This is a genomic window from Pantoea sp. Cy-639 (assembly GCF_011752525.1).
Classification (GTDB): domain Bacteria; phylum Pseudomonadota; class Gammaproteobacteria; order Pseudomonadales; family Pseudomonadaceae; genus Aquipseudomonas.
Genome location: NZ_VWXI01000016.1, coordinates 46,908 through 60,193, shown reverse-complemented (window position 1 = coordinate 60,193; position 13,286 = coordinate 46,908). Strand labels below are relative to the sequence as shown.

Annotated in this window: 13 protein-coding genes; 4 read left to right on the top strand and 9 right to left on the bottom strand. The window is 65.4% G+C overall.

The genetic code is table 11. The annotated features are described in order from the left end of the window. Window positions 1–6: 6 nt before the first annotated feature. The 7 genes from F3J43_RS18750 to F3J43_RS18720 all read right to left on the bottom strand — a co-directional run bounded on the left by F3J43_RS18750 (window position 7) and on the right by F3J43_RS18720 (window position 6,062). Window positions 7–846, bottom strand: a complete 840-nt coding sequence (locus F3J43_RS18750; protein ID WP_166890066.1) for a CorC family transporter — start codon at window positions 844–846, stop codon at window positions 7–9. A gap of 26 nt (window positions 847–872) precedes the next feature. Beyond that, window positions 873–1,346, bottom strand: a complete 474-nt coding sequence (gene ybeY / locus F3J43_RS18745; protein WP_166890063.1) for an rRNA maturation RNase YbeY — start codon at window positions 1,344–1,346, stop codon at window positions 873–875. Then, on the bottom strand, window positions 1,339–2,337 hold the full coding sequence (locus F3J43_RS18740; protein ID WP_166890060.1) for a PhoH family protein: 999 nt from the start codon (window positions 2,335–2,337) through the stop codon (window positions 1,339–1,341). Before F3J43_RS18740 ends, ybeY begins: the two co-directional genes overlap by 8 nt. Before the next feature lie 241 nt (window positions 2,338–2,578). Beyond that, window positions 2,579–3,124: a tetratricopeptide repeat protein gene (locus tag F3J43_RS18735; protein WP_166890057.1), complete on the bottom strand. Its 546-nt coding sequence runs from the start codon at window positions 3,122–3,124 to the stop codon at window positions 2,579–2,581. Between the two features lie 201 nt (window positions 3,125–3,325). Further along, the gene (gene hemL / locus F3J43_RS18730) at window positions 3,326–4,609 is read right to left on the bottom strand and encodes a glutamate-1-semialdehyde 2,1-aminomutase (RefSeq protein WP_166890054.1); all 1,284 of its coding nucleotides are present in this window, start codon (window positions 4,607–4,609) and stop codon (window positions 3,326–3,328) included. 17 nt (window positions 4,610–4,626) lie between these two features. Then, window positions 4,627–5,250, bottom strand: coding sequence for a thiamine phosphate synthase (gene thiE, locus F3J43_RS18725; RefSeq protein WP_166890051.1), 624 nt, complete (start codon window positions 5,248–5,250; stop codon window positions 4,627–4,629). A 14-nt stretch (window positions 5,251–5,264) separates the two neighbouring features. After that, window positions 5,265–6,062 (bottom strand): hydroxymethylpyrimidine/phosphomethylpyrimidine kinase, encoded by a 798-nt coding sequence (locus tag F3J43_RS18720; RefSeq protein WP_166890048.1) that lies wholly within the window; start codon window positions 6,060–6,062, stop codon window positions 5,265–5,267. A 304-nt stretch (window positions 6,063–6,366) separates the two neighbouring features. Between F3J43_RS18720 and F3J43_RS18715 the strand changes: the two genes are divergently transcribed. From F3J43_RS18715 to F3J43_RS18700, 4 genes are all read left to right on the top strand, one after another. After that, on the top strand, window positions 6,367–8,310 hold the full coding sequence (locus tag F3J43_RS18715) for a sensor histidine kinase (protein WP_286184798.1): 1,944 nt from the start codon (window positions 6,367–6,369) through the stop codon (window positions 8,308–8,310). 118 nt (window positions 8,311–8,428) lie between these two features. Continuing rightward, on the top strand, window positions 8,429–10,081 hold the full coding sequence (locus F3J43_RS18710) for an acyl-CoA dehydrogenase family protein (RefSeq protein WP_166890041.1): 1,653 nt from the start codon (window positions 8,429–8,431) through the stop codon (window positions 10,079–10,081). A gap of 138 nt (window positions 10,082–10,219) precedes the next feature. Further along, window positions 10,220–11,683: an AMP nucleosidase gene (amn, locus tag F3J43_RS18705; protein ID WP_166890038.1), complete on the top strand. Its 1,464-nt coding sequence runs from the start codon at window positions 10,220–10,222 to the stop codon at window positions 11,681–11,683. A gap of 6 nt (window positions 11,684–11,689) precedes the next feature. After that, window positions 11,690–12,319: a pseudouridine synthase gene (locus F3J43_RS18700; protein WP_166890035.1), complete on the top strand. Its 630-nt coding sequence runs from the start codon at window positions 11,690–11,692 to the stop codon at window positions 12,317–12,319. Window positions 12,320–12,400: 81 nt separating this feature from the next. Here the strand turns inward: F3J43_RS18700 and F3J43_RS18695 are convergent, their stop codons facing one another. Next, window positions 12,401–12,604, bottom strand: a complete 204-nt coding sequence (locus F3J43_RS18695) for a DUF2788 domain-containing protein (protein ID WP_166890032.1) — start codon at window positions 12,602–12,604, stop codon at window positions 12,401–12,403. 53 nt (window positions 12,605–12,657) lie between these two features. After that, window positions 12,658–13,134 carry an Lrp/AsnC family transcriptional regulator gene (locus F3J43_RS18690; RefSeq protein WP_011535815.1) on the bottom strand — a complete coding sequence of 159 codons (477 nt, stop codon included), beginning with the start codon at window positions 13,132–13,134 and terminating at the stop codon, window positions 12,658–12,660. Window positions 13,135–13,286: the final 152 nt, after the last annotated feature.

The window sequence follows — 13,286 nt, the reverse complement described above, 5'->3', positions numbered from 1 at the left end:
CGTTCCTTAACGGTTGATCGGGGTCAGGCGTAGCAGGTGTATCCGCCGGCTGTCGGCGTTGAGCACACGGAAGCGATAGGGACCGATCTCGGTGGTCTCGTTGCGCTTGGGCAGGTGACCGAAGGCACTCATCACCAGGCCGCCAACCGTGTCGAACTCGTCATCGGAGAAGCTGCTGTCGAAGAACGTGTTGAAGTTCTCGATCGGGGTCAGGGCCTTGATCAGGAAGTCGCCGCTGGGCAGTGGCTTGATGTAGCTGTCTTCCTCGACGTCGTGTTCGTCCTCGATATCGCCGACGATCTGCTCGAGCACGTCCTCGATGGTCACCAGGCCGGCGACGCCGCCGTACTCGTCGATGACCACGGCCATGTGGTTGTGGTTGGCGCGGAACTCGCGCAGCAGCACGTTCAGGCGCTTGGACTCAGGCACGAAGGTGGCCGGGCGCAGCAGGTCCTTGATGTTGAAGCTGTCGCCGTTCTCCTTGAGGATCAGCGGCAGCAGGTCCTTGGCGAGCAGGATGCCGAGCACATCGTCGTGGCTCTCGCCGATCACCGGGTAGCGCGAATGCGCGGCGTCGATCACCGCCGGCAGGAACTCGCGTGGCGACTGGCTGACCTTGATGCTGATCATCTGCGAACGCGGCACCATGATGTCGCGTACCTGCAGGTCGGCGACCTGGATGGCGCCTTCGACGATGGTCAGCGCCTCGCTGTCGAGCAGCTTGTTCTGATGGGCTTCGCGCAGCAGCTCGAGGAGCTCCTGGCGGTTTTTCGGCTCATGGGCAAAAGCCTGGGTCAGTTTACCCAGCCAGGACTTCTGCCCGTTGCTCGATCGATCTTCGCTCATGGCGGTTACTCGTGATCCTTGCAGTATCAGTGTGTGAGTGTGTCGGTTTCGTCGTCGGCGTACGGGTCCGGATGGCCCAGTTCCGCCAGCAATTGTCGTTCCAGCGCTTCCATCTCTTCGGCTTCTTCGTCTTCGATGTGATCGTAGCCGAGCAGGTGCAGACAGCCATGGATGACCAGGTGCGCCCAGTGCGCCTCGAGCGACTTGCCCTGTTCTGCGGCCTCGCGCTCGACCACTGCCACGCAGATCACCAGATCGCCCAGCAGCGGGATGTCGAGCAGGTCGTCGGGCACGTCGGCAGGGAAGGACAGCACGTTGGTCGCGTAGTCCTTGTGCCGGTAGGTGTGGTTCAGCTCGCGGCCTTCGGCCTCGTCCACCAGGCGGATGGTCATTTCCGAGTCGGCGCTGCGCTGGCGCAGGGCGAGTTCGCACCAGCGGCGGAAGGCGGCGTCATCGGGGGCGGCGGCGTCCGTGGCCCGTTGCAGGTCGAGTTCAAGCATCTTTGCCGGCTGCCTCGGGCTTGGCCTGACGGGCGTCGAAGCGATCGTAGGCCTCGACGATGCGCTGCACCAGTGGGTGACGTACCACGTCCTTGGGCTGGAAGTGGGTGAAGCTGATGCCGGGGACGTCCTTGAGCACCTCGATCACATGGGCCAGGCCCGACTTGGTGCCGCGAGGCAGGTCGACCTGGGTGATGTCGCCGGTGATCACCGCGGTCGAGCCGAAGCCGATGCGGGTGAGGAACATCTTCATCTGCTCCAGGGTGGTGTTCTGGCTTTCGTCGAGAATGATGAAGCTGTTGTTCAGCGTGCGGCCGCGCATGTAGGCCAGCGGGGCGATCTCGATCACCTGGCGCTCGATCAGCTTGGCCACGTGTTCGAAGCCGAGCATCTCGTAGAGCGCGTCGTACAGCGGGCGCAGGTACGGGTCGATCTTCTGCGCAAGGTCGCCGGGAAGGAAACCGAGTTTCTCGCCGGCCTCGACCGCCGGGCGCACCAGCAGGATGCGGCGCACTTGCTCGCGCTCCAGGGCGTCGACAGCGCAGGCCACGGCCAGGTAGGTCTTGCCGGTACCGGCCGGGCCGATGCCGAAGTTGATGTCGTTGGCCAGGATCTCCTTGACGTAGCGCTGCTGGTTGACGCCACGCGGGCGGATGTTGCCCTTGCGTGTGCGCAGCGAGACGCTGACTTCGTTGACGGCTGGGTTGTCGATGTTCTCGACCGCCGACTCCTGGAGATAGAGGTGTACGGTTTCCGGCGACAGGTCGCTGGCCTTGGTCTCGCGATAGAGACGGCGCAGCAGTTGCTCGGCGGCGGAGGTGGTCTTGGGTTCGCCGATCAGCTCGAACTGATTGCCGCGGTTGCGGATCTCGATGGCCAGGCGTTGTTCGATCAGGCGCAAGTGCTCGTCGAACTGGCCGCACAGGTTGGCGAAACGGTGGGCCTCGAAGGGTTCGAGGATGAAACGATGGGGTTCGATGGGTGCGTTCAAGGTCGTTTTAAGCCGCTCGACGGCAATGAATGTGATCTCAAGAATAACCCTTGCGCGACAGTGGCGAAAGCACTGAAACGATCAAGGGTCGGTGCGTGCGGCGACCGTCCTGCGGCCATGCCGGGATTATCGCGGATCAATTTGACGGTTGGACGATACCTGCATCCCAGCCTGTCGGGGAGGCAAGGATCGGCAGGGCCCGGAAGGTGCGCGCGGCGCCGTGGTGCCTGGGCCGGGGTGTTCAGGGCAGCGGCGAGAAGGGCGTGCGGCCCTCGGCGTTCTGCAGCTCCAGCAGGTACTTGCGGAAGATCTGGCCGAGCACCTGGGTGGCATGTTCGAGTTCGTCGCGGGGCATCTGTTCGGAGACTTCGTCGGCCATGTCCAGGGCGTCTTCGGCGCCGTTGACCGCGGCCATCTTGAGCAGGATATAGGCCTGGACATTGTTGGCCTTGACCCCTTCGCCGTGGAAGAACATCGCGCCCAGGCGGTATTGAGCCTGGGCCTGGCCTTGCAGCGAGGCTTTCTCGAACCACTTCAGGGCTTTTTCGAGGTTGCGCGGCGTACCGCTGTAGTAGAACTCGCCGAGTTCGTACTGCGCTTCGGCGTCCCCGCCGTCCGCCGTCTGCTCGCACGCCTTCACGGCGCTCTCCAGGTCCTCGGGGGCCGCGTTGAGAGTGCAGCGCCCCGTCGCCGGAATCAGCAACGAGTTACCGCCCTCTGCCAGGGCCAGCAGGGGCTGAAGAAGCAGCAGGCAGCCCAGGGTCAGGGCGCGGCCGGTGCGGTTCATGGGGATCGACTTACCTCTGCAAAGCTGCGGCCAATGTCTCTGGTGGCACATTATGGGATAAGCAGCGCCTACCTTACAAAGTTTTACGCGAATTTCTACATGGGCAAGCGCAAGGGCCGTATCACGACGTGCCTGTGCCGCCCCAGCGTGGGACAAGCCGGCTCCCACTCCAGGGTGCGGGCCGGCTTGCCCCGCGATGACTCACTTGAGCTTGGCGAATGCTTTCTCGGCGGCGTCCAGGGTGATCTGCAACTCCTTGTCGCCATGGGCGATGGAGGTGAAGCCGGCCTCGAACGCGCTCGGCGCCAGGTACACGCCGCCTTCGAGCATCAGGTGGAAGAAGCGCTTGAAACGCTCGGCATCGCTGGCCATCACGTCGTCGAAGGTGACGATGTCGTCGGCGCCACTGAAGTACAGGCCGAACATGGCACCGGCCTGGGTGGTGACGAACGGGATCCCGGCGGCATCGGCGCGCTGCTGCAGGCCATCGAGCATACGGCTGGTGAAGGCGCTGAGCTCGTCATGGAAGCCAGGACGGCTGATCAGGCGCAGGGTGGTCAGGCCGGCGGCCATGGCCAGCGGGTTGCCCGACAAGGTGCCGGCCTGGTAGACCGGGCCGAGCGGGGCGATGCAGCCCATGATCTCGCTCTTGCCGCCGAAGCAGCCGACCGGCATGCCGCCACCGACGATCTTGCCGAAGGTCGACAGGTCGGGGGTGATGCCGTAGTGGCCCTGGGCGCCGCCGAGGGAGACGCGGAAACCGGTCATCACCTCGTCGAAGATCAGTACCACGCCGTGCTTGTCGCACTGCGCGCGCAGCCCTTCGAGGAAGCCTGGCGCTGGCGGCACGCAGTTCATGTTGCCGGCCACCGGCTCGACGATGATGCAGGCGACGGTCTGGCCGACGTCGGCCAGGGTCTTCTCGACCGCGGCGAGGTCGTTGAACGGCAGGGTCAGGGTGTGCTTGGCGAAGTCCGCCGGTACGCCGGCGGAGCTTGGCACGCCTTGGGTCAGCAGGCCGGAGCCGGCCTTGACCAGCAGGCTGTCGGAGTGGCCGTGGTAGCAACCCTCGAACTTGATGATCGCATCGCGGCCGGTGTAGCCACGGGCCAGACGGATGGCGCTCATGGTCGCCTCGGTGCCGGAGCTGACCATGCGCACCATTTCCATCGACGGCACGATCGAGCAGACCAGGTCGGCCATCTCGGTTTCCATGGCGGTCGGTGCGCCGTAGGACAGGCCGTGCTCGAGCTGGCGCCGCACGGCGTCGAGTACGTCCGGGTGGCCGTGGCCGAGGATCATCGGGCCCCAGGAGCCGACGTAGTCGACATAGCGCTTGTCATCTTCGTCGATGACATAGGCACCTTCGGCGTGCTTGAAGAACAACGGCGTGCCGCCGACGCTCTTGAAGGCGCGGACCGGCGAGTTGACGCCACCGGGAATGTGTTTCTGGGCTTGGGCGAACAGGGCTTCGGAACGGGACATGGGGTCTTCTCTCGAAATCAGGAAGCGAACAGGGCGTTGAAGGCGCGGGCGCGGCGGGTGACTTCCTGCGCGCTGTCGGCACCGAACAGGCCGTGGATCACCGCCAGCAGGTCGGCGCCATGGGCGACCAGCGGGGCGGCGTTGTCGAGGGTGATGCCACCGATCACGGCGATCGGCAGCTGGACCTGGGTGCGGGCCTGCTCCAGCAGCTCGACGCTGGCGGCCGGCGCACCCGGTTTGGTGACGGAATTGAAGAAACGACCGAAGGCGACATAGCTGGCGCCCTCGCTGGCGGCTTGCCGGGCCAGCTCGAGACTGGCATGGCAGGTCGAGCCGATGATCGCCTGCTGGCCGAGCAGGGTACGGGCCGGCGTCAGGGGGCCGTCGGTCTGGCCCAGGTGCACGCCGACGCCCAGGCGCGCAGCCAGTTCGGCATCGTCATTGATGATCAAGGTGGTGCCGTAGCGCTCGCAGAGTGCCTTGAGCGCCTCGCCTTCCTGCAGGCGACGGGCGCTGTCGGCGCTCTTGTCGCGGTACTGCAGGAGGCGTACGCCACCCTCCAGTGCCGCTTCGACATGGCTGAGAAAACGGCCAGCGAGCAACTGGCTGTCGGTGATGGCATACAGACCGCGGAGCATCATCGGGTGGCCTCGTGTCAGGAGCAGAAGTCCAGGGGCAGGCGCCGTGGCACATACTGGCCCTTGCCCAGTTGCTCGGCGTCACGCAGGGTGCGCCAGGTGTAGTCCAGCGCGCTCTTGACCGCGCTCTGCAACTGCTCGCCGAGGGCCAGGCGACCGGCCAGGGCGCTGGCCAGGGTGCAGCCGGAACCATGATAGCTGCCCGGCAGGCGCTGGCAGGTCCAGGTGAACTGCTGGCCATCGCGGCTGTACAGGCGGTTGTGGATTTCGTCCTCGTCGCCGTGACCGCCGGTGATCAGCAGGTGTCTACAGAACGGCAGCAGTTTCTCGGCGCACTCGTCCGCCGTGCCTTGCGGCAGTTCCGCGAGGATGCGCGCTTCCGGCAGGTTGGGTGTGGCGATCATGGCCAGGGGCAGCAGGCGCTCGCGCAGGGCGTAGCCGACTTCGTCCTTGCCCAGGCGGCCGCCGCCACCGGCGCGCAGCACCGGGTCGCAGACCAGCGGCAGGTGGGGATGGGCGGCCAGCAGCTCGGCGACGGTGTCGACCATCTCGATCGAACCGAGCATGCCCAGCTTGACGGCTGCCACGCTGGAGTCGGCAAGCACGGCGTTGGCCTGGGCCAGCACCCACTCGCGGTCGAGCACGCGGAAGTCGGAAACGTTGACGGTATCCTGCACGGTCAGGGCGGTCACGGCGGGTGCGGCGTGACAGCCCTGGGCGATCAGGGCTTCGATATCTGCCTGCAGTCCGGCGCCACCACTTGGGTCGTGGCCGGACAGACAGAGGACAACGGGGCGGGAGCTGTAGGTAGTCATGGTCGGCGAGCTTATCACCAAACCATTTTGCGCGGATCGCCCAGGCTGCAAGATTTGTTGATCAAGCGGTCAGTTTTTTTCTTTTTAAATCTCTGAAAGTCGCATTCTAGAGCCTTTTAAGGCAAATTCGCAGTAGCCTCTGGTCCTGCCGGAAAGCTATGCTAGAGTGCTCGGACAACTCGATAAACGGGTTCTGCCGGATCATGTCGTCTCAAAGGGAAGGGAGGCAAACGCGACACGACCGGACAGGCCATGCTGGGGCTGTATGCGCTATTTGCTGATTGTGCTTCTGGGCTGCTTGCCCATGCTCGCCGGAGCGGTCGAAATCGATGCCAGCACCGAGCGTCTTCCGTTGGGCAGGTTCATGCAGGTCTATGAAGACCACGACGGCAGCGCCACCATCGCCCAGGTCAGTTCGGCCGCCTTTGCCAACCGTTTCCGGGCCCACGAAGCCAATGTGCTCAATGCCGGTTATTCGACATCGGTGTTCTGGCTGCGGATCGATCTTCATTATGCCGCCTCTCCCTCTGCTGCTCCGCGTCAGTGGCTGCTGGAGCTCGCCTACCCGCCCCTGGACCACCTGGAACTCTACCTGCCGGACGCGCAGGGCAAGTTCCAGCTGGTTCGGCGTACCGGTGACGCGCTGCCCTATGCGAGCCGGGAGATTCGCCAGGACAACTACCTGTTCGGGTTGCCCTTGTCTGCGGGACAGGCAACCACGGCCTACCTGCGGCTGCACAGCCAGGGCTCGATTCAGGCGCCGCTGACCCTGTGGTCGACCGAGGCCTACCTGGAAGACCAGCCCACCCGTCTTTATGTGCTTGGCATGATCTACGGCGTGCTGTTGGTGATGCTGGTGTACAACCTGTTCATCTACCTCAGCGTGCGCGATGTCAGCTATCTCTACTACATCCTCTACATCGCTTCGTTCGGCCTCTACCAGGTGTCGGTCAACGGTGCCGGCATTGCCTATCTCTGGCCCGACAGCCCTTGGTGGGCCAACGCGGCGACGCCGCTGTTCATCGGCGCGGCCGGGTTGTTCGGCTGCCAGTTCGCTCGCCACTTCCTGCAGCTGGAGCGCCTGGGGCGTGGTCTCGATCGCCTGCTGATGCTGCTGATGGCTGGCGGCGCGCTGGTCATGGTGCTGGCGCTGACCATGCGCTATGGCGTGGCGCTGCGCATGGCCACGCTGCTGGCCTTGCTGTTCACCGTCAGCATCTTCAGCGCGGGGTTGTATGCCTGGTGGCGCGGGTTGCGGGTGGCGCGCTGGTTCATCATCGCCTGGAGCGCCTTCCTGCTGGGTGGGCTGGTCAACACCTTGATGGTGCTCGGCTACCTGCCGAACGTGTTCCTCACCATGTACGCCAGCCAGCTCGGCTCGGCGCTGGAGGTGGCGTTGCTGTCGCTGGCCCTGGCCGATCGCATCAACAGCCTGCGTGAGGAGCAGGCTCGGATCCTGCGCGAGACCGGATGCACCCTGGAGCAGATGAACCTGCAACTGGCGCGCAGCAACCGGCTGAAGGACGAGTTCCTGGCCACCGTCACCCATGAGTTGCGCACCCCGATGAACGGCGTGCTCGGCTCGCTGGAGCTGCTGCACACCCTGCCCATGAGCGCCGAGCAGGCCCAGTACCACCGGACTGCCACGGGCTCTGCCCAGGACATGATGACGATGGTCGACGACATCCTCATCCTCACCGAACTGCAGGCCGGGCGCCTGCACAGCAACGGCGGACCGTTCAGCCTGCGGCGCCTGCTGCAGGAACTGCGTGCCGGGTATGCCGGCCCGGCGCTGGCCAAGGGCCTGTACCTGAGCCTGGACATCCCCGCCGACCTGCCCGACAGCCTGGTGGGTGACGTGCAGAAAATTGCCCGCTGCCTGGCCTGCCTGGTGGACAACGGCCTGAAGTTCACCGACCAGGGCGGCGTCACCGTGCAGGCCCGCGGGCGCCGGACCGGGCCTGGCACGCTGGCCCTGAGGCTGACCGTCAGTGACAGCGGCATCGGCTTCGACGACCTCGACCAGGCCGTGTTGTACCAGCGGTTCTCCCAGCTCGATGGTTCGATGACGCGGCGCCATGGTGGCCTGGGCATCGGCCTGTCGATCTGCCGGCAGTTGGCTGAACTGATGGGGGCGAAGCTGTCCCATGAGTCGACTCCGGGCTTGGGCAGTCGCTTCGAGCTGAGCCTTGAGCTGGTCGTGGCGCAGATGCAGGTGCCACCGGTGCGTCTGGCCAGTCGCTTCTGAAGGGCTGGCGCTGACGGGGCGCGAAGCGCCCCCATGTAGTCCGATATGTCACTTTGACTGGCCGGGCCGGGGTGCTTCACTGGGTAGTCCAGGCATGAACGGATCCAGGAGGCCGCCGATGAACCTGCACCAGTTCGCTGAAACCCACGAAGTCACCAACCAGCCCCCACCCCTTGATGGCGCCAACCTGTATCGCCTCGACCAACCCCTGCAGGAATGGTCGAGGCGTTTCGGCGCCGGCTGGGCCGAGTCACGGATCGATGCCTATGGTGCGCTGGCCGGCGGTCCGCTGATGGCCGCAGGGTTCCTGGCCAATGCGCACAAGCCGCTGTTCAGCAGCCATGACCGCTATGGTCATCGTATCGACCTGGTCGAGTTCCATCCCGCCTACCACGAGCTGATGCGCACCGCCGTCGAGCATGGCCTGCCGTCGCTGCCCTGGGCCGAGCCGCGCCCGGGCGCGCATGTCGCCCGGGCCTCGCTGACCTACCTGCACAGCCAGGCCGAGGCGGGTACCGGCTGCCCGCTGACCATGACCTTCGCCGCCGTGCCGGCGTTGCGCCTGCAGCCGGAGCTGGCGGGTTATTGGCTGCCGAAGATCCTCGCCAGGGAGTACGACCCGCGCAACGTTGGCGATCGGCACAAGGCCGGTGTCACCATCGGCATGGCCATGACCGAGAAACAGGGCGGCACCGATGTGCGTGCCAATACCACCCGCGCCTACCCGGTCGGCGCCCCCGGCCCGGGCCAGCCTTACGAGCTGGTCGGCCACAAGTGGTTCTGCTCGGCGCCGATGTGCGATGCCTTCCTCACCCTGGCACAGACCGAGAAGGGCCTGAGTTGCTTCCTGCTGCCACGCCATCGTCCCGACGACCAGCGCAACCAGTTCTATATCCAGCGCCTGAAGAACAAGCTCGGCAACTGCTCCAATGCCTCCAGCGAAGTCGAGTTCCGTGGTGCCCTGGCCTGGATGGTGGGCGAGGAAGGGCGCGGGGTGCCGACGATCATCGAGATGGTCGCGATGACCCGCTTCGATTGCATGGTCGGCTCCAGTGCCCTGATGCGTCAGGCCCTGACCCAGGCGGCGCACCATTGCGCCCATCGCAAGGTCGGCGCACGCCTGCTGGCCGAGCAGCCACTGATGCAGAACGTGCTCGCCGACCTGGCCCTGGAGAGCGAGGCCGCGCTGGCCCTGAGCCTGCGCATGGGCCAGGCGCTGGACCGGCTGGACGACCCACAGCAGGCGCACTTCGCCCGCCTGGTGACGGCGGTGGGCAAGTATTGGATCTGCAAGCGTGCGCCGGGAATGATCAACGAGGCCGCCGAGTGCCTGGGCGGTGCTGGTTATGTCGAGGACAGCATCCTGCCGCGGTTGTATCGTGAGGCGCCGGTGAACTCGACCTGGGAAGGCTCGGGCAACGTGCAGTGCCTGGATGTGCTGCGCGCGCTGTCGAAGGAGCCGGGCGTGCTCGAGGCATTGTTCGGCGAACTGGGCGATGGCCATGGCGACCCGCGCCTGGCGGCGTTCATCGGCAACCTCAAGGGCGCGCTCGCCGACACGGACGATAGCCAGTATCGGGCGCGCCAGTTGACCGAGGACATTGCCGTGGCGTTGCAGGCCAAGTTGCTGCTCGAGGCCGGTAACGCCGTGGTCAGCGACGCCTTCATCGGTAGCCGCCTGGGTGGCGGCGGCCGGGTGTATGGCGCGTTGCCACGGGGGGTGGATGTCGAGGCGTTGGTGGCGCGGGCGACGCCTGTCTGGGCAGGGTAAGGGCCTCATCGCGGGGCACGCCCGTTCATGGGGACTGGCTTGCCCTGCGATGAGGGCAGACCGATGGCCGGGGATGTATTTACCCTGGAACGCAGGCAAGATGACTGCCATGCATGTCACCAAGACAGGAAGCACAGCGTGAGCCAAGCGTTTGAAGTCGTTGCCACCCCCGAACAGGCCGTCGACCGTCTGGCGGCCCTGCATGAACAGGCCACCGGAGCCCTCAGCCAGGCCCTCAAGCGTTACCTCAAGGATCGCACCGAACCGGACGAACAGGCCCGCTCGCTGTTCCGTTATCCGGCCCTGCGCCTGACCTACCACAGCCTGGGTGAAGTCGCCGCGACCACCCGCGCCTACGCCAAGGTCCAGGTGGCCGGTACCTACAGCGTCACAGTGACCCAACCTGCCGCGTTTCGCAGCTACCTGCTCGAGCAACTGCGCCCGCTGATGCATGACTACACGGTGACGGTCGAGGTCGGCGTCAGCGAACAGAACATTCCCTATCCCTACGTGGTCGACCAGGGCGACGAACTGGCCGGCAGTGGCATCACCGCCGCGCAACTGGCCCGCGTTTTCCCCAGCACCGACCTGTCGGCGGCCACCGACAACATCGCCGACGGCCTGTACGACTGGGAAAGCGCCGACACGCTGCCGCTGGCGCTGTTCGACGCCGCCCGCGTGGATTTCTCGCTGCGCCGCCTGGTGCACTACACCGGCAGCGACTGGCGCCACGTGCAGCCATGGATCCTGCTGACCAACTACCACCGCTATGTCGACCAGTTCATCGCCCACGGCCTGGAGCAACTGCGCGAGGACCCGCGTTTCGTGCGCATGGTCCTGCCGGGCAACGTGATCATCGACAAGTCCATGGACAACGGCGAAGCCCAGGCGCTGGTCGCCGGGGTGGTCTGGCACCGCTACCAGATGCCGGCCTACCACCTGATCGCCGCCGACGGCGATGGCGTGACCCTGGTCAACATCGGCGTCGGCCCGTCCAACGCCAAGAACATCACCGACCACCTGGCCGTGCTGCGTCCGCACTGCTGGCTGATGATCGGCCACTGCGGCGGCCTGCGCCAATCCCAGACCATCGGCGACTACGTGCTGGCCCACGCCTACATGCGCCGCGACGGTATCCTCGACCGCGTGGTGCCGCCGAACATCCCGATTCCGGCGCTGGCCGAAGTGCAATTGGCGTTGCAGGAAGCGGCTGCGCAAGTCACCGGCGAGCGTGGCGACCAGTTGAAGAAACGCCTGCGCACCGGCACCGTGCTCACCTACGATGACCGCAACTGGGAGCTGCGCTGGGCCCAGGAGCGCCCGCTGATCAACCTGTCCCGCGCCGTGGCGGTGGACATGGAAAGCGGCACCATCGCCGCCCAGGGCTATCGGCTGCGAGTGCCGTACGGCACCTTGCTGTGCGTGTCCGACAAGCCGCTGCACAGTGAGATCAAGCTGCCCGGCTCGGCCAACGCGTTCTACAACCGTGCGGTCAGCCAGCACCTGAAGATCGGCATCGCCGCCCTCGACCTGCTGCGCACCGAGCTCAACTCGCTGCACTCGCGTAAACTGCGCAGCTTCGATGAGCCGCCGTTCCGCTGAGGATCCATGTCCCTGCCTCCCCGCACCAAACCGCGCCGCCCTGCGGCGCGGCCTTCAGGCCCGCGTCGCCAGCCCAAGGCGCCGCCGGCCGAGCCCCGCCTGATCCTGTTCAACAAACCGTTCGATGTGCTCACGCAGTTCAGCGATGGGGAAGGGCGCGCCACGCTCAAGGACTACATCGACATTCCCGGGATCTACCCGGCTGGCCGGCTGGACCGGGACAGCGAAGGGTTGCTGCTGCTGACCAACGATGGCCGTCTGCAGGCGCGCATCGCCGATCCGAAGCACAAGCTGGCCAAGACCTATTGGGTCCAGGTGGAAGGCGAGCCGAGCGTGGAGCAGTTGCAGCGCTTGCGCGATGGCGTCGAGCTCAACGACGGACCGACGTTGCCAGCCCAGGCGCGTCTGCTCGAAGAACCGGACTTGTGGCCGCGCCATCCGCCGGTGCGTTTTCGCAAGAGCGTGCCGACCTCGTGGCTGGAACTGGTGATCCGTGAGGGGCGCAATCGCCAGGTGCGGCGGATGACGGCGGCCGTCGGCTTGCCGACCTTGCGCCTGGTGCGGGTGCGCATCGGTGACTGGACGATCGAAGGGCTGGAGCAGGGCTGCTGGCGGGAAGTGGCGGCGAAGCTCTGATGGCCTGCGCTTGCCTCACGCCTCACGCGTGCCGGGCAGGCGCGGCCTTGTGTCGCGAAAGGGCCGCAACGGCCCCAACGCTCAGACCCCTTCGATGAACCCGACCACCACGCTCTTGATGATGAACGCCAGCACGCCCAGGCCCAGCACGAAGAACAGGATCAGCGTGCCGAAGCGGCCGGCCTTGGACTTCTTCGCCAGGTCCCAGACGATGAAACCCATGAAGGCGATCAGCACGGTGACGAGGATGATCATCATCCATTCTTCGAAAACTGCGGGATCCATCGATTCACTCCAGGCAGGCTGAGAACCCGATCATACGCCGGGCACGCAGGGATTCAACGCAGGTGGGTCAAGGGCAGCTCGGTGCTGGCCAGGACCTGGTTGAGCACGAAGCTCGAACGCACGCTGGTCACGCCCTCGATACGGGTCAGGCTGCCTAGCAGCAGTTTCTGGTAATGATCCATGTCCGGCACCACCACCTTCAGCTGATAGTCGGCGTCCATCCCGGTGACCAGGCTGCATTCGAGCACCTGGGGCAGGCTGCGGATCGCCGCCTCGAAGGTTTCGAAGCGCTCGGGGGTATGGCGGTCCATGCCGATCAGCACGTAGGCGGTCAGGCTCAGGCCAAGCTTCTTGCGGTCCAGCAGCGCCACCTGGCGCGAGATGTAGCCGTCGTCCTCGAGTTGCTTGACCCGGCGCGAACAAGGCGAAGGCGACAGGCCGATGCGCTCGGCCAACTCCTGGTTGGAGATGCGGGCATCGCGCTGCAATTCGGCGAGGATGCTCAGGTCGTAGCGGTCGAGCTTGCTCATGAAAGGGGCCTTTTCTGTTCGGATTGCGGCGAATTATCAATCCAGGGTGAAAAATTGCGCAAGCGCTATTTATCGGAGCAATCTTCGCAATCCCCTGCCGCAGTGTCTGGCCTATCGTTATCAACAGAATCACTGCCCGGACATCAGTCCAC